17 protein-coding genes are annotated in these 15,086 nt (G+C 51.2%); all 17 read right to left on the bottom strand.

The annotated features are described in order from the left end of the window. Window positions 1–5: 5 nt before the first annotated feature. The 17 genes from ACED59_RS18620 to ACED59_RS18540 all read right to left on the bottom strand — a co-directional run bounded on the left by ACED59_RS18620 (window position 6) and on the right by ACED59_RS18540 (window position 15,083). Window positions 6–962 carry a trypsin-like serine protease gene (locus ACED59_RS18620; protein WP_371705106.1) on the bottom strand — a complete coding sequence of 319 codons (957 nt, stop codon included), beginning with the start codon at window positions 960–962 and terminating at the stop codon, window positions 6–8. A gap of 175 nt (window positions 963–1,137) precedes the next feature. Beyond that, window positions 1,138–1,578, bottom strand: a complete 441-nt coding sequence (locus tag ACED59_RS18615; protein WP_017097155.1) for a hypothetical protein — start codon at window positions 1,576–1,578, stop codon at window positions 1,138–1,140. A gap of 23 nt (window positions 1,579–1,601) precedes the next feature. Then, window positions 1,602–2,573 carry a Tfp pilus assembly protein FimT/FimU gene (locus ACED59_RS18610; protein ID WP_017097154.1) on the bottom strand — a complete coding sequence of 324 codons (972 nt, stop codon included), beginning with the start codon at window positions 2,571–2,573 and terminating at the stop codon, window positions 1,602–1,604. Then, a complete protein-coding gene (locus tag ACED59_RS18605; protein WP_017097153.1) occupies window positions 2,570–3,058 on the bottom strand; it encodes a hypothetical protein in 489 nt (162 codons plus the stop codon). The genes ACED59_RS18610 and ACED59_RS18605 overlap by 4 nt, the downstream gene beginning before the upstream one ends. Window positions 3,059–3,108: 50 nt before the next feature. Beyond that, a complete protein-coding gene (locus tag ACED59_RS18600) occupies window positions 3,109–3,621 on the bottom strand; it encodes a hypothetical protein (RefSeq protein ID WP_017097152.1) in 513 nt (170 codons plus the stop codon). 12 nt (window positions 3,622–3,633) lie between these two features. Then, complete coding sequence (locus tag ACED59_RS18595; RefSeq protein WP_017097151.1) at window positions 3,634–4,647, bottom strand: hypothetical protein; 1,014 nt, start codon at window positions 4,645–4,647, stop codon at window positions 3,634–3,636. Continuing rightward, on the bottom strand, window positions 4,631–6,205 hold the full coding sequence (locus ACED59_RS18590) for a GspE/PulE family protein (RefSeq protein ID WP_017097150.1): 1,575 nt from the start codon (window positions 6,203–6,205) through the stop codon (window positions 4,631–4,633). Before ACED59_RS18590 ends, ACED59_RS18595 begins: the two co-directional genes overlap by 17 nt. Next, the gene (locus ACED59_RS18585; protein WP_241820689.1) at window positions 6,195–6,863 is read right to left on the bottom strand and encodes a hypothetical protein; all 669 of its coding nucleotides are present in this window, start codon (window positions 6,861–6,863) and stop codon (window positions 6,195–6,197) included. Before ACED59_RS18585 ends, ACED59_RS18590 begins: the two co-directional genes overlap by 11 nt. 67 nt (window positions 6,864–6,930) lie before the next feature. After that, on the bottom strand, window positions 6,931–8,097 hold the full coding sequence (locus tag ACED59_RS18580) for a hypothetical protein (protein ID WP_017097148.1): 1,167 nt from the start codon (window positions 8,095–8,097) through the stop codon (window positions 6,931–6,933). Window positions 8,098–8,106: 9 nt separating this feature from the next. Beyond that, complete coding sequence (locus ACED59_RS18575) at window positions 8,107–9,540, bottom strand: hypothetical protein (RefSeq protein ID WP_017097147.1); 1,434 nt, start codon at window positions 9,538–9,540, stop codon at window positions 8,107–8,109. After that, window positions 9,537–10,271, bottom strand: coding sequence for a hypothetical protein (locus ACED59_RS18570; RefSeq protein ID WP_017097146.1), 735 nt, complete (start codon window positions 10,269–10,271; stop codon window positions 9,537–9,539). Before ACED59_RS18570 ends, ACED59_RS18575 begins: the two co-directional genes overlap by 4 nt. Beyond that, on the bottom strand, window positions 10,268–10,630 hold the full coding sequence (locus ACED59_RS18565) for a hypothetical protein (RefSeq protein WP_017097145.1): 363 nt from the start codon (window positions 10,628–10,630) through the stop codon (window positions 10,268–10,270). Before ACED59_RS18565 ends, ACED59_RS18570 begins: the two co-directional genes overlap by 4 nt. Then, entirely contained in the window at window positions 10,627–11,877 is a 1,251-nt protein-coding gene (locus tag ACED59_RS18560; protein ID WP_102499983.1) for a TrbI/VirB10 family protein, read from the bottom strand. Before ACED59_RS18560 ends, ACED59_RS18565 begins: the two co-directional genes overlap by 4 nt. Window positions 11,878–11,880: 3 nt before the next feature. Further along, a complete protein-coding gene (locus ACED59_RS18555) occupies window positions 11,881–12,735 on the bottom strand; it encodes a TrbG/VirB9 family P-type conjugative transfer protein (protein WP_017097996.1) in 855 nt (284 codons plus the stop codon). Between the two features lies 1 nt (window position 12,736). After that, window positions 12,737–13,450: a VirB8/TrbF family protein gene (locus ACED59_RS18550; RefSeq protein WP_017097997.1), complete on the bottom strand. Its 714-nt coding sequence runs from the start codon at window positions 13,448–13,450 to the stop codon at window positions 12,737–12,739. A gap of 2 nt (window positions 13,451–13,452) precedes the next feature. After that, complete coding sequence (locus ACED59_RS18545) at window positions 13,453–14,379, bottom strand: hypothetical protein (RefSeq protein WP_017097998.1); 927 nt, start codon at window positions 14,377–14,379, stop codon at window positions 13,453–13,455. Further along, window positions 14,376–15,083 (bottom strand): hypothetical protein, encoded by a 708-nt coding sequence (locus tag ACED59_RS18540; RefSeq protein ID WP_237323395.1) that lies wholly within the window; start codon window positions 15,081–15,083, stop codon window positions 14,376–14,378. Before ACED59_RS18540 ends, ACED59_RS18545 begins: the two co-directional genes overlap by 4 nt. Window positions 15,084–15,086 lie beyond the last annotated feature (3 nt).

Below are 15,086 nucleotides of genomic sequence, written 5' to 3'. Positions count from 1 at the left end.
TCACCTTATTTCTGTCTTAAACGTCCGAACAGCGCGAGTCCAAGTAGAGATAAAAAGCCAAGAGAGCCGCCGCTACTACCACCCGAACTAGAGGTTGATTGAGTCACTGGATTGATATCAATCACTTCATTTGAGGTTAGGTGAAGTTGGCCAGAGCCTGTCACCTCCAGCTCATACGTACAGATATCGAACGCATTAATCGTTGGCAATGTTTTACATGTACCACCAGTGATTGTTACGTCGCCAGCGACATAAGCAGTATCTACCACTGCATTTTGATGCAAAGATTGAACCTTAATCGTCTGAGTGCCCGTGCCTTTGAGTACTGTTGGGTAATGCCAGCCGTCGATCTGCTCTAAAATGAAATATTTGCCAAACGTCAGGTCGGTGCCATCCACATTGTAATCTGAACCGATGCTACGAGAAATCGCGACGACGGCGTCATCTTTTAACCACATACCCCCGCTGTCCCCACCAATTAATTTTCCGCCTTGAGAGGTGCCCTCAAAAGCTGTAAATGAGTACTCCGGCAATTTATCAATCACAACAGGTATCGACGCGATAAGGTTATTACCCCCAAAGCCATAAGCGGTCAGCGTCTCTCCGACAGCAATCGAAGAGCGGTTCAAGTCAGCAAGAAAATGGATGTTTTGGGTCTTAGCCGCTTGAGGTAAAGTCCACACCGCCACATCGTAAAAAGGGCCACTGCTTGAGTATTGGTAGTCGGGGTGAATGGTGCGGTCACTGGCCGAAAACACCTCTCCATTAGCAAACTGGATGCCATCAATATTAGGGCAATGCGCTGCGGTTAAAATGGCGTTGCCTCCAATGATTAGTCCCGTACAGTTATTATTGACGACATCATCAAAATCATTTTGCCAATCCACAGGGGTGCCATTTTCAATAGCTATAACTGAGCAGGACAACAAAGAAAGGGGCAGACTTAAAACGGTTTTTTTCATGGTTAACGCTCCTTTTTAATGTGTATTAATTATACTCGATTTCTTGTTTTTTATCTTTAAAAACAACCACTTTACTTATGATCTTTTCTTCTTTTTTAGCCTTTCATATGATCGCTGGTTATATGATGTAAGAGTGGCATGATAAGCCACACCACTCTAAAACCAGAACCCTCACTTATCGACATTCAGCCTTGTAACCTGAATCTGTAGGCGTTATTACCGTTGTTTTATAAGCAGTACACATCGTTCCATGCGAGTTGTATGACATACATTCACGACCAGTATGTTGGTTTGAAATTAACGCTTTCGCACCTTTAACGCACTCTTGCCCTGTCGCATTTGGTGCGAGAACTTGAGCATACGCCCCCGCACTCGCCCATTGTGTTACGCTGGACGATATTTTTGTCCAATGCCCGATTTGATTGCCCCCCTCGGGATTGATGGTGGCTTTAAGCGCTTTATCTTGCGCCTTGTGCGCGTAATAAGCGGCTAAGTCCGCGTCACGCTTGGGTTTGTCGGCCGCCACAATGTCGGCATAGGTGACTTTCGCGGCAACGGGCAGCGTGACGAGACACGCCACGACCAAGGCGCCAGCGGTTTGCAGTGTTTTTTTCATACAGAGACCTTTTTAGGTTGGGGTTAACGACAACTCGGCAACAATAAGGCTTCGCCGGTTGTCAGAACGGTGTGAACACCGGAGCTTACATTTTTTGTTTGAATGGAAATGCCTACTTGCCACTGCGTCGCGGTTTCATTTAGCAGGTAGGCGTTCATGCCGCCGGTGAACTCATGGTTTTTATCATCAATCTCAATTTTAGATATCGCCAATTGATACATGGGCACTTGACCGGTAATGCACGCGGGTTTATTGACCCAATCACCGTGCCGAGCGACCACACCTGGACGCGTTTGCTGACTTAATAAGATTTGTGATCCGTCACTGGCGGCCAACGTCACATCTTTGCTATTGGTGATTGCAAAGAGACCGCCCACATCCCAGTCTCCAAGCAGCGTCGAATCGTCCCCGCTACGCTTAACCAACCCATCGTAAGCAAACGCTTTATCAGGGCGGTCAATGCGAAGGGTAATGAGGTTATTTGGCTCATCAAACACAATGCTTGGTATTTTGGAAAACAGACTTAAGGTGGCGGCGCGCTCGTACTGATAAGCGTCATCGGTCGCGGGAGGCAGTTTGATATCAAGCTCCGCGCGATAAAAATCCGGGTTAGACGGCGTTCCACCGACCCCAACCAAGCGGTAGTCACTATCATTAATTTGCCCCCAAGGAGTTTGATTGTAAGGTTTGCAGCGCCCCGCTTCATTGTCAGTAGTCGAACAAGGCGCATAAAACTCCGGCACGAGACTGTCCAATCGACTAGGAAAAAGCGCACTTTGATCAATGGCGATGCCTTTTTGAAATTGTCTTGCCGTGTACGCGTGTATTTGCTGGCGTAAGTGCAGTACATGGTGATAAAACGAGTTAGCATTGGCTTGCACGTTGCGCTTTTCCTGCATGTTCGCCCACTGAATGCCGACCAGTGAGAGAAAACCAAACACCACCATCATTGATATGATGATAAAGCCTTGTTGTTTGTTTCTTCGGTGCATCATTTTAAGCATCCTGTTGTTGTGTCCCAATGCGCCCAATCGGGTAGGTCAACGACTAAGGGCGTAAAATAAATCAAGACCTTAGACGGCGATATCTGCTCAGGGGCGGAATACGCGGCGACTGTATTCAATGAATGGGGGCGCGTTAGGGTGACGCTCACCTCGATACCGATAGGCGGCGTATTGGCAGCGGCACTTTGTCGATACCCCACTTGGTAATGCGCCAATCCATCGGGTGTTAAAGGGGGTAAATCAGAGAGGGACAGCGCCGTTTGAGGTAAACAGCGCGTGGTTAATACTTGTTGGTAGTAATGCGCTTCACTTTGCTCTTGAAACTGTACGACAGTGCGGTCAATTTGAACGGCTTCGGTGAGTGTCAGGGCTTTAGGTAATAACACCGCAAGGGTGGCCGCAATCGCGACGACCCACACCCCATAAGTCATCACCACGTCCATCAATAAGAACCCACGTTGACGCCTTATTGGCATAGAGCCTCCTTGCCTTAGAGCCTGCGCGAGCGCAGACTCCAAAGCGATGATTAAAAGGTCATCGTGATATCGGTGCCCGTGGTGGCAATGGTCGAGCAACCCGCCGCCTCGATACAGTTACCACGCGTGGCCGCTGACATGGTGTTACTTAAGCTCACTACGCGGTCGGGGTCTGAGGGTAAGGTGGCCTTCACATCAAAAAGCCCTTTTGAACCCGTGTTCACAGTCACCGCCCAATCCCCGCCGAATGGGTTCGTCGATTTACCATCGTTTGCCGTACCACACACACTGTTCGATAACTCGCCATCAAGGCAGACTTTATTGAGGCTGACCGTATCAAAGTTAGGACGACTCTTTTTCCACGCGACCGTCGCCTGGACAATCTCCGAAACTTGAGATTGAAATTGCACTTTGTTCCATTGATATTGCAGCTTAGGGACTTGCGCGATGATGAACACCAAAGCTAGCGCCACAAACCCCACCGCAATGAGATTGTCCATGATGGCCGCGCCTTGTTGTTTACGACCCAAACGGGTAGAGCGTAGTTTCATTGTCTTTTTCATGATGTTTCCTTTTTAAATTAAACGAGTGGCGATGTTGAAAAACAGCAACACCGCGCCAAAAATGAGCAACATGCCCGTGAGCGCCGCCATCAGCTTGAAGCCAATCAGCCCCATGGATTTCAGCGTGTTGATTTCTTGATGCAATTTTGCGGCGTGCATCGATGCCGATTGTTTTAACGTGGCCGTCGTCTCACCAATACCGCCCAACACTTTCAGACTGTCCATCTCTTCTTCAAGCAATAAGCCGGTATCAAAAATATGCCCAACATTGGTTTCGCCTCGTCCAATGTTTTGCAGCATTCGCCCAATATGAGCCGCCACATACACAGGGGCATGGGATTGATAGAGGGTGAGCGCTTGTTTGAGCGACACCCCTATCGCGATTTGGTGCGCGGTCGCCGTTAATAAGTTGGTGCAGTGAATATGACGGTATTGACGATAAATCGGCCAATTATCGACACGAGAGCGAAAATGCCCTGTCCAGCGCCCAAGAGACAGTCCAAGCGCGGCGGTCAGTAGCGCCAAGAACGTGAAGATAAACAGGCCATAATCCAACCAGAACAAACCAAAAGCATCAGCCGCTAGGCTCAATGCATCCCACCTTGTACGGGGAAGTTGCGCCTCTAAGGCTGGAAATAGCAGGGCACTGGCCATCGCACTCAACGTCAAGACCGCCATCATGCCAAGCGTCGGTTTAACCAATACCACGGCAAGAGATCCGGTGCTCGATTTGGCCATTTGCAACGCGGCAAGCGCGTCACTGACGCCTTGAGTAAAACGACCCGCACGATCGCCAGAGAGCAGCGCCAAATAGGCCGTGTTGGCCAAGTAAGGCTCCAATCCCTGACAAAATGATCGACCTTGTTTGAGAGTCTGAGCGCAGACTTGCCCAACCGCCTTCTCCTTTTTACTGCCAAATTTCACCAATTGATGCGCGATGGCTTTTTGCGGCATCCCCGCCTTCGCCAGTCGTTCAATGGTGCCCATTAAGCGCACTTGCTCTTGAGGGTTAAGTCGAACGCTCATCCTTCACCTCCTCCCATAAGCCTTGGTACACGGCGTTCGTGTCTTTAGGAAACAGACCATCAACGCGCCCAGCCGCACTGAAAATATCCACTTCCCCTCTTAATATCTTCAAGTTGGCATGGTCAACCACGCTCTTGAATCCTTTGACTTTCAGCGCCTTTAACCACGCCAGATAATCTCGTGATAATATGAGGGCGCGATCGTCATCATCGAGCACCACCATTTCAATCAACGTCGTGCGACCTTTTTCCCCTTCAACGCACTGCGAGCACCCTTCGGGGTTGCGAAAGCGCAGCGATTTTGGGTTAAATGAAGCCATCGATGCTTGCCATACAGCAAAGTGCGTTTTTTGTTGCTCTGACCACGTTTCCTTTGCCTGCTCTAGCAATAAGGCGCAATGAGGACATACGGTTCGAACCAGCGTTTGATATATCCACAATTTCATTAAATCCGGCGCCGCCAGTAGGGCACTGGGAACGAGCATTTGCTCGTTAAGGGTGTGAGCAATACCGACCGCACTGGAGGTGTGCAGCGTGGAAAACATGATTTGTCCCGTCTCCCCTTTTCGGCATACGTCCATAGCCCCGACTCCGTCTCGCACCTCACCGTGCGATTCAATATCGACGTCGTGCCGAAGCAGCGCTTTGGTGTACGTATTAAAGTGGTTGTCTTGACCTTGTTTTGCGGTCACGGACGTTTGAATCACCCCCAAATCAAACTCAACCGGATCTTCCACCGTGTTAATGGAGCGGCCTTGCCTTTTCATTTCACTGAGCGCCGCCGCAATCGTGGTACTTTTCCCAGAGCTCGTTTGACCCGCAATCAAACAAATGCCGCTGGCACTGTTCATGAAGTCGCGCATCACATTGACGTGTCCGGCCTCCCAGCCAATGTTGTCTAACGTCGGGATTGAGGTTTCCTTATTGAGCCAACGAAGCGTACATTGACCGCCTTTGTCTTTGGCAGGAATGTACGCGAGTCGCCACTGGGTCTCCCTTTTCCCATTGGGTGTATCAAGCGGTAATGACAATCGTCCATTGTTGATGGTGCCCACATGAAAATCGTCATCTTTGTCCTCACACAGCTCATTAAAGAGGTAACCAATCAGCAATTCGCCGTACTCATATTCGCCAATCGGCTTCATGAGTTCCGTCATGCGGCCATCGACGCGCACCTCGATGCGAGTTTGATGTTTGAACAATTCAATATGAATATCAGAGCTGCCTTTCAAGACCGCTTGTTCAAGCACGCGCTTTGCCCGAGTGGCGGTTTCTGATTGCTGCAAAAGAGAAGTGGAAGGCGCCGCCGGCACCTCCTTGCTGATGTCTGTGAGCCATTGAGTAATGTGCGAACGCGAGGTGAAACGCACGAGTAAATCGGGCTCAAAATCAAACCCAAACTGCTCAGGGTTGGCTTTCACCAGTTGTTTGATGCTTTCAATGGCGGGGCTATCAAAATCACACGTTTGCAACGTGCCATCGGCCATCAATACCGTGTCTTGAGAGGTGAAATAGAGCGTTTTAAGCGTGTCAGTTTGCAGAATTTGCTCAGCGTTCATCGATGACCTCCTCACTCACGGGGCGCGATTGGATCACATACTTCACGTGCTCTTGCCCGCTTTTATCAAGGAGAACGACGGTATTTTTCGTCAGGCGATGGACTTTCACATCTTGTATCCACGCCCCCTCTTTCACAGGGAAAAGCTCCCCTTCGAGCTCAAACCAGGCGCTGCTGTGTTGCTTGCCCTTAACAATGCTTTTGAGCTGCAATTTCGCCACTTGCTCACGCGCCGTGGGCGGCTCCGATAACACAGGGCGCTCAATGACGATAGGCTTCCTATCTAAGGCGTCTTGAAGCGCTTTCGCACTCTGAGTTTCGCTGAGTTTCGCTTTGTTGGCCGCGTCACTAAGCGTACTTTGATATTGAGACTCTAACGCCGTTAACGCGCGCTGAGTCGCTTGAGGCAAGGTCAGTGACACTGTTACCGTTTTTGAAGGCAAGTTTAACGCTTGAGTGTCAATAAGCACGGGCGTAGGGGCTAGGTTCACGCTGGCTCCTGCCGATACGACTTGAGGAGGAGGTGACGTCGTCACAAGGTCACGCGGCGGCGTCTCACCTATCTCCTCAAAGAGTGGGTCTTCTAATGACGCCGGCTTAAGAGGCGGAGGACTTTCAAAGAACATCGGCGCCGTATCATAAATCAGCCACCCAAGCATGAGCGCCGCCAACACCCCCATCGCCATGGTTTTCTTATTGACTCGCTTTAACGTCGAGTCCGTTTTTTTATCGGTCATGATTGACCCCTTGTACTGTTATTTTTAACGTTAATTGAGAGACAGCGTCGCCACTGAGCGTCATGTCAAACGCCGTTACCGTAATAAAAGACGCGTTCAGAATGGGCGCCATTAACGCCAAGGCGCCTAACTCTCCCGTCATCGTCAGAGTAAAAGGATGCGCCCTCACTTCACCATGAGAGACCTCCGGCTCGGCCTTGACGTCGACACCAAATGGCTCAAGCGCATCGATGACATCAGGTAAAAATGCGGCCACATCGACGTCATGCCATGGCGCCGTCGGTAAAATAGGCGAACGCAGTTGAGCCCGATGCTCATCCCATTGGCTTTGCCTTGTCTCTCCTTTTGATGCCCAATCGCGGCGGGTTTTGAGCCTTGAATCGCCTTTTTCCACGGTTCCAATCAAAAGATTGGCCTTGGGATCGAGTGTGATCGTACTCAGCACCATCGCGCTGGGTAAGGTTTGCGCCTCAATGGCCATCGCGACGGCATTCAGAATGAGCGGATACGCCAACGGTTGACGCATAAAGGTGGCCTTGAAGGTCTCTTTTTCCGTCAGCGTGGGCACGCTCTGTGCTTGAGTGGACGTGGCGTCAGAGGGCGGTGATAAAACCCACCATCCGCCCGCGAGCACGCCGCCAATGAGCCCGATAACCCCCAAGGTTTGTGTGCGCTTTTTCATGCCTTTTGACGCGGCGGGAGCAAGCGTAAACGCTTGCCAGTCACCGGATTCAATGGGGGGCACTTGGATTTGCTTATCAGGAAAGAAGGGAAGCGCAGGCTCACTGTCCTGGCCTTCTTCTTTCTTTTTTGTCACCAGAAGGTGCTCGGCATGATGAAGTTCGTAGGCAAACAGCGCTTCTAATGAGGCCACAGAGCCGATGTGCTCTCGCACCAACACGCCATGGTCAAAGGCGCAGCCATACCAGAGTTCGTCGAACGGCTGAAAAAAAATCAGGGTGCCTATGGCGTCCCCTGATTTTTCTAATTGCTGCTTAAGCGCATCCCCAAGCCTCACGGCGGGGGCATCATGATAGGAGCGGATAAACGTCCCTCCCTCCTCTTCACTCACCCATTCATACGCGGCGGGGATCTGCTTTCGATGGCGTTTAAGCTGTTTTTTGTCGCGTAAAATCACGCGATGCGGTAACTGCATAATGCCTCCTTATTTCACTTTTCTAGGCGTGAGCAACACTAAGGTTTCCACCGACGTATCTTGACTGCCTGTCCCGCCCAACAAGTCAGACCAGAAGTTTTTGGTCTTCTCCGCCACTTTTGAGGTCTGCTTCACCGACGCGATCACATAGGTCTGCCCATAACGCAATTTATTGGCAAAGGTGATCTCCGATTTTTGCTTGGTTAAAAAGCCCAAATCGATGTTTTCCACGGTCTGAGTCTCTCGCGCTGTGATTTTTTGAAGCTGGCCGGAGAGGCGCAGCCACACATACTCAGGCTGCACATTCGCGGTCGCCATAAAGTCCACCCCTTCCACCTCTTCGCGGCGTGTCACACTGGCTGAGACCACGCCCTCACTGCTTTCAGACGACGCCTCATAGATATAAGGCTCAAGCGTTTGCTGCGTGATGCGTGCCGGTTGATTGTTGAGCACCATGGCCGTGATAGGCGTTTGTGTTGAGACGCTGCCTTGCTTCTCTAATACTTTGATGAGCGCTTCCGTGCCTGACCATTTGCCAGAGCCCTGAAAAGCCACGCCATACCCCGCTTGCTTGGACACGGTATTGGTGCCTGGTATAAAAAATTGCACCAGTCCGTCACCGGTATCTCGTACAATGTTCCAATCCACGCCGCGCTCAGTCCCTAAGTTCGAGCGAAACTCAAGGACTTGCACATCGAGCACCACCTGTTTGGACAGTTCAGCCTGATAATGATCAATCAAGGTTTGCACGGCCTGCATTTGGTCTGGTGTCGCGGTGACCGTGATCGAACTTAAACTGACGGAGGCCGAGACGGCACCTTGTGCTTTTTCACCGCCGCCCAGCAGAGATTTAATGTCATTAGCCACTTCGGTGGTGATGTCCACATCCGAATACTTCACGTTCAGGTATTGACCTTCAATGGTCGCTTCTCCTTCGGTTTGACTGCCCTGTGAGCCGAGTTGTCCATACATTTTCCCCGTAGGAATGTTCAGCGAAAAGGTGCGCGTCACACTCGCCGAGACCTCAAGTCGTCCTGAACGGTGTTCAATGCTGTACCCCACCTCACGCGATAATAGGTTGAGCACATCTTCTCGCGCGTTCGAATAGTTCAAGGTCACCGGAAGATTGGGGTTAATGCCTTCACCAAAAAAGACGGGCGTGTCGACGCCTACCATGATTTCTTCAAGCACCACCGATAACGGCATATCACTGACGTTCACGGTAATGGTCTCTTTCATCCATTCATCGCCTTTAGGCGGCGTCAACAGAGCGAACGATTGAGGCGGCTTACTGATGCGAGTCACCTTCGCTTTTTCAATAAAAGTACTCTTATCTGCGATCTCTTGTTGCACCGCCTTATTGCGTTCGATGTTGTCTTGATATTCTTGTGACGCGCAACCGGCTAACACCAGTGCGCCGAGTAATAGGGGTATCCACCTCATAAGGCTTCCTCAATAAAGACCTGTCCGGTCGAATCCAAAATAGACGCCGTGACGGGGTAACCGTCTAAGACCGTCGCCAACGCACCGTCAATGTCATCCCATGGCGTCAACAGGTAATAATCGGCGCTAAATTGATAATCATTGCTTGCGAGCCAAGAGCGCTTATGCGTCAACGACTCGCCCCAACGTAACTCGTAATTGAGCACCACTTGTTTCACCACCTCACGTAAGGATTGGCCACTGACGTACGTCAGGCGCGCTTTCCCGTCAAAGTCGTACACCCCTGCCACGGGCTGACCCTGGTAGGTGGTTTGCACCAAGTGCAGTTTGAAGCCCTGTTGCTTTTGAATGTCATCCCAGATTTTTTTAAAACTGCCGGTAAAGGCTTGTTTTTCCATCGGCGCATCCAAAAGCGCTTGATGCTCAGGCGTGATTGACCACGCGACATTGCGATAGCCTTCGCTTTTTAGCCAACGACGCAGCGCAATGCCGAGCGGCTCTCCCTCATACACCACGTACGTGGCCATGGGTTGAATCGCGCGTTTGGAAGGCTCAGAAGATGAGGCGCTTAAACGGGTATCGGCAAGCTGAACACTTTCAAGCCGCGATAGATCACGTTCAACCAGATTGACGTTGTCCAATTCAAAATATTCCCCTTGTCCGGTGTACGTCGGAGTTGAACACCCCGCAAGCAAGACGCAGGCGCCACCGATTAATAAGAGTTTGTTCATAGCAGCACCCCCTTTGAAAACGTAATGAGTTTGTGCTCTCTGTCCACAATGAGGCTGTTGCCTTCACCGATTAACAGTTGAAGCGCGTGTGTCACGGGCATCGTACGGTGCATCTTAGCCGCCGTCGGGATAGGCTTAATCAATATCCCCTGCGCACTTTTCGGGGCGGGGTAATCCGTCACAATGTGATACCCCAAAGGTTCAAGTAACCACGTGGCCGCCTCACCGACCGTCCTCACCTCTGGCGGGTAAAGCGTGCGAGCGGACACTTGTAGCGTGTCCACGTCAGGCAGTGGCATGGCAAAAGCATGAGGGGCAATCACGCCCCCCAAAATCAATAATGTCCTTGTTAATTTCACAGATAGTCCTCGTAGATGTTTCGCCAAGGCTTGAGGAAGACCTCATCCTCGATGATGATGTTCATGCTTTGGCCTGAACGAATGACGTTCGTTGGCCGCAGTTGAAGGTATTTTTGAACGTGTGGCGCCAGTTGATCACGCAGCCCTTGCGCCACTTCTAACTCATAGCTGCTGTCAGAGTCGTTGCCGGTTCCCTCATAAGAGGTGTTATTGGCCACCAACGCATACGCGGCGACGCCCAAAAATTGCTCCATCCAATGATGGTCAACTTGGTCGCTGATGCCCCCCATGCCCTCACGGTCGAGACCGCTCGATTTACTGGTGTCAATCTTGTTGCCGTCGGGCAGCACTATCCATGGCACACTCATCCCGACCACGCTATTAATGGCCTCATTCGCGCCGCTCATACGAAAACTCTTAATAATGAGCTCTGAGCCTTTGGGAATGAGCACCCACGTTTGGTTGACGTCCATGACGTCTTGAGACACCACCGCCTTAAACGTGCCTAAGCGGTCGCTGTTGGCTTTCATGACGGTGACCGCCGGTATGATGGTGCCGATGGGCAGCGTCAGCAGCCCTTCGGTGGACGCGTTATAACGGTTTTCATCGGTATAACCGACGATGGCCTCGGGCGGCGGGGTAAATTGCGCCTGCATCGCGGTGATGGCTTCCTCGCCGTCCCCCATCGAGTATTGCCCTGATTGAATGCGCTCTTTCAGCTTCGCCAGCTCAGCCAATCTCGATTTCAGGTTTCGTCGCTGCGCATCGGTGGAGAGCAAATCCTCACGATCGCCAAGTACATTCGCTTGAACGGCAATAGGAGAAGGCGCTTGGGTCAATATCGGCGCCTCAGACACCCCATTAGAGCGTCGCCATGGACTGCTCGCCGCTTGCTGAGCACGATAATAGTCTTGCACTTGCTGCTGCTCACGGGCGCGTACCAACGCGTCAGGCACCTCGGGTAACACTTCCTCTACCTTTTGAGCGACTTTCGTGTCTTCGGTCAATGACGCCACGGTGTCCACCGCCCGCTCGCGCTCGGTGGTGATCCCCTCAATGCTCTCACGTACCGACGGGGTTTGGCTTTGGGGCTCGGCCTGTGGCGACGTGGGCGCAACCACCTGTGCCTCTTCGGGGCTTGTGCTGAGTTTTTGCATGGCCACAATCAACACACCAAGCAGCAAGACAACGAGTAACCATGCCCACTTTTTCGCGTGCGCTAGGCTCCTTTCTTTAAGTGTACTCACAAGCTACCCCTTCCCTCGCGTCACAAAGTCCGTGCGTTTGACTTCCACGGTGACATCATCCAAATGCAGCCTTAAACGTGGGTAGATACCGGTGATTTTGTACATGCCGTACGCGTCGTCATATTTCATCGGCGCAATGGCGGCTTTCCCTCCAATTTGCGTTTCAATGCTTAAAATGCCGCGATTGGGGTTTGCCAGGCGAATGTAAGTAAATTGACCATCGTCATACGCGTCCGACACCACGTTTTGACCAATAAAACCGTCACCTTCATCCCATTGGTAACGGGTGTAAATGCGATAACGGTACTTACGCAACGCCTCAATGATGGCGCGGTTTTTCTCTTCCTTGCGGTGCGTATTGACGGTCTTGAGTTCAAGCTTTAAACGTTCAATGGTCGCCTGCGCCTGCGGGGCAACCGAAGGCGTCGTCGCCACTTTTTGTGTTTGCACAAAAGAAGAGACCGCTTGTTTTGTCTGCGCGTCCATAAACCCGCGAGTCTTCACAAGCACACAGGTTTGATTTTTATTGGCAGGCACCCTGCTTGCTTGAATGTCAATCACTTGGCCATCGTCGGTAAACGCATAGATATTGGTACTTGCCCCTTCTTTGACGGCGCTATTGGGCTTGATGAGAAGCTGATTGGTGCCCACTATGCCGGTCACGTCCCACAAAAACGCATTCGACGTCGTCGGGGGACTGATTAAATTAGCCGGCAACTGAACGCGGGCACCTAAATATCTGGCCGCCTTCACGGTAATGATTTCTCCCGATTGGTGCGGCAAAGGTTGACACGCTTTTGCCATCACACCGACCGAAAAAAGGCCGCTTAAGCAAGCGACCCAGTGACAAAATTTCATATTATGTTCGCTCCTTATTGAGCTGATACGATAAAACGGTTAATCCAATGGGGTTTAACCGCAAGGCGTCTAAGTCATCTTTGGCCAGCTCCGTTTTGTCTTTGAGCTGCCACAAGACAGAAAGCACCAACTTTTCAGGCGCAAGCTTACGCCCTCCTTTAATCAGCGTTCGGGTTAAGTACACGTTACTGCGAATGGACACGCTTTGGTCTTGCTCGCTGCGCGACCACATCACTTCATCGTAATGCTCAACGCCGCGCTCAATATCAATCACCGCTTGGTTACCGGATTTCTCTACCGCTTTCATTTTCGATAGGGCATCAAACCCCTGCGGATCAATAAAATCCGCTGCTAAAGTGGGTGACATAAAGACACTGGCTTCCCCCCAGTCGGTTTTTATCGTCGGGGGATTCACCCCAAAGCGCGCAATGGCAAAACGCTGCAACAGGGCATCAATGGTCGTTTTAAAAAACAGTTGTTGGTCTTGTGGTTGATAATCCACCACCGACCAACCGCCCGCAGGCTCTAATTTCACATACACAATTTCTTTGTTATTACCCGCCTTTTCAAACGCGTAAAACAAAAAAAAGAGCATCACTAACACCACCATCGTGAGCCCTAACACCGCCACAAACCAACGATTACGCTCAGTACGTAAACGCGGTTTATCGACATGGGTTTCTTTGGGCGTATCGGCTCGAATCACCGGTTCCATCGTTAACCTCCTTTAAAGCCTTTCAGATATTTCATAGCAAGCTGTCCCGCCTTAGACGCCCCTTGAGACATCGCACGCGTACCACTTGGCGACACGACGCTCGCCGTCAAGGCGCTCGATAGACTGATGCTCGACACCACAATGAGAATGGACAACACCATCGTCACCATCAATTCCATGTTATCGGCCGGAGAAAACCCCGCCCTTCGCCCCCCAACGGCCAAACAGGAGGTTAATAAGTCCCCGCCACATTGCAGTAATCCCGACGCTTTAAACTGCGCTTGAATGGCGAGTCCCGCGAGGACACCCGAGGCGCGCACCACGACCAGTAGCACCAAACTGCCTAACGTGAACTTGAGCCAGCCATCAAAAAAAGGCCGCGTGAGGGGATGCGCGACCATGGGGACAAAAATCAGTCCGAGGACTTTCGCCAAGAACAAACACCAGACCGCCCATGAGCCAATCAAAAAGAGCACCAGCGTGAGGATCAAACCGATCAATTGCCAAACGCCCCAGATGAAGACGTCGCCTATCGACAAATCCCACAAACTGACCTCTTCTTGATACATGCTGAGCAAAGCGTTATTAATCAACTTAAACAAAAACATCGAATCGCGCGTGCCAGTGCCTATCTGAAAAATCAGCAAGCCCACGTTGTCCATGGTCTCAAACAACACATCAAAGATGGCGTTATAAGAAAAGTAAAGGGACGCGGACAGAAACACCGTCAAGGTGCATTGAATGATGTTCTCCGGCTCCCAGCCAATCAGCATGAAGCGGGCAATTTCGGTAAAGATCAGCACCACACATAAGGTCACTAAGAGCGCCAAACTGAATGACGCCATCTCAGGGTGAGTCATCACCCTATCGACAAACTCGTGCACCACCGTGGAAAAGGTTTGTCTAAACACACTGTCAGGACTGCTCATCTGATCGGCCTCTCATCCACGGTTACGCCTTGCTCACGCGCGGTATTCATTCGCTCTAAACGGGCTTGTTGAGAATTAAGCACCCCCTTTGCGACGCGGTTATCGAGCTGAGCACTGCCCGCATACTGCGAGAGCGCCATATCATTGCGTAAACTGAGTTGGTCGATAATGACCTGATTTTGCTCCACCAAGGTTTGTAAGGTCGCCAGCTCACTCTCATTGCCCAAACTCAAGCGCAATTGGTCTAACTGCGCTTGGTCTTGGGAAAGGGCGGATTGCCTGGATTGGTAATACTCAATATTGGCGCCTTGTCGATGCGCCTCCCCCGCCTGTAAGTATTGGCGTTGCTGCGCATCCGAGTAGCCTCCCGTCGCTTGGCGTGACAGTTGCTCATACTCTGATTCGTTAGGAAGACGCCCATAACGCGCCTCTACGATGGCGTTATTTTGCGTTTCTTGTTGCCCTGCGTATTGCAAGCCACGGCGACGCAGCTCGCGCTCTAGTGCGGCATAATCACGGCGGTCGATTTTGCCCTTGAGCCCTTCGACTTGATTGAGCAACGTTTGGTACTCTCGCAATGTTTGCTCGTATTCCTGAATAGAAATCACCAAATCATTACCCGCAATACCGGTTTGATTGAGGATTTGTGAATACTCTTTCAGTAGGGTGGAGTATTGCGTGACCATTTGCAGTAAGTTGGCCACATC

It is taken from the genome of Vibrio sp. FF266, from assembly GCF_041439695.1.
In the GTDB taxonomy this organism is placed as follows: Bacteria; Pseudomonadota; Gammaproteobacteria; order Enterobacterales; family Vibrionaceae; genus Vibrio; species Vibrio tasmaniensis_A.
The sequence above is the reverse complement of the archived record's forward strand: the minus strand, read 5'-3'. Positions and strand labels throughout refer to the sequence as shown.

Bases quoted from the DNA above. Each gene is read 5' to 3' on its own strand.
- ACED59_RS18555 (WP_017097996.1), bottom strand. From the start codon at position 12,735: ATGAAATTTTGTCACTGGGTCGCTTGCTTAAGCGGCCTTTTTTCGGTC.
- ACED59_RS18545 (WP_017097998.1), bottom strand. From the start codon at position 14,379: ATGAGCAGTCCTGACAGTGTGTTTAGACAAACCTTTTCCACGGTGGTG.
- ACED59_RS18550 (WP_017097997.1), bottom strand. From the start codon at position 13,450: ATGGAACCGGTGATTCGAGCCGATACGCCCAAAGAAACCCATGTCGAT.
- ACED59_RS18575 (WP_017097147.1), bottom strand. From the start codon at position 9,540: ATGAGGTGGATACCCCTATTACTCGGCGCACTGGTGTTAGCCGGTTGC.
- ACED59_RS18590 (WP_017097150.1), bottom strand. From the start codon at position 6,205: ATGAACGCTGAGCAAATTCTGCAAACTGACACGCTTAAAACGCTCTAT.
- ACED59_RS18580 (WP_017097148.1), bottom strand. From the start codon at position 8,097: ATGCAGTTACCGCATCGCGTGATTTTACGCGACAAAAAACAGCTTAAA.
- ACED59_RS18570 (WP_017097146.1), bottom strand. From the start codon at position 10,271: ATGAACAAACTCTTATTAATCGGTGGCGCCTGCGTCTTGCTTGCGGGG.
- ACED59_RS18605 (WP_017097153.1), bottom strand. From the start codon at position 3,058: ATGCCAATAAGGCGTCAACGTGGGTTCTTATTGATGGACGTGGTGATG.
- ACED59_RS18600 (WP_017097152.1), bottom strand. From the start codon at position 3,621: ATGAAAAAGACAATGAAACTACGCTCTACCCGTTTGGGTCGTAAACAA.
- ACED59_RS18595 (WP_017097151.1), bottom strand. From the start codon at position 4,647: ATGAGCGTTCGACTTAACCCTCAAGAGCAAGTGCGCTTAATGGGCACC.
- ACED59_RS18610 (WP_017097154.1), bottom strand. From the start codon at position 2,573: ATGATGCACCGAAGAAACAAACAACAAGGCTTTATCATCATATCAATG.
- ACED59_RS18615 (WP_017097155.1), bottom strand. From the start codon at position 1,578: ATGAAAAAAACACTGCAAACCGCTGGCGCCTTGGTCGTGGCGTGTCTC.
- ACED59_RS18620 (WP_371705106.1), bottom strand. From the start codon at position 962: ATGAAAAAAACCGTTTTAAGTCTGCCCCTTTCTTTGTTGTCCTGCTCA.
- ACED59_RS18585 (WP_241820689.1), bottom strand. From the start codon at position 6,863: ATGCTTGGGTGGCTGATTTATGATACGGCGCCGATGTTCTTTGAAAGT.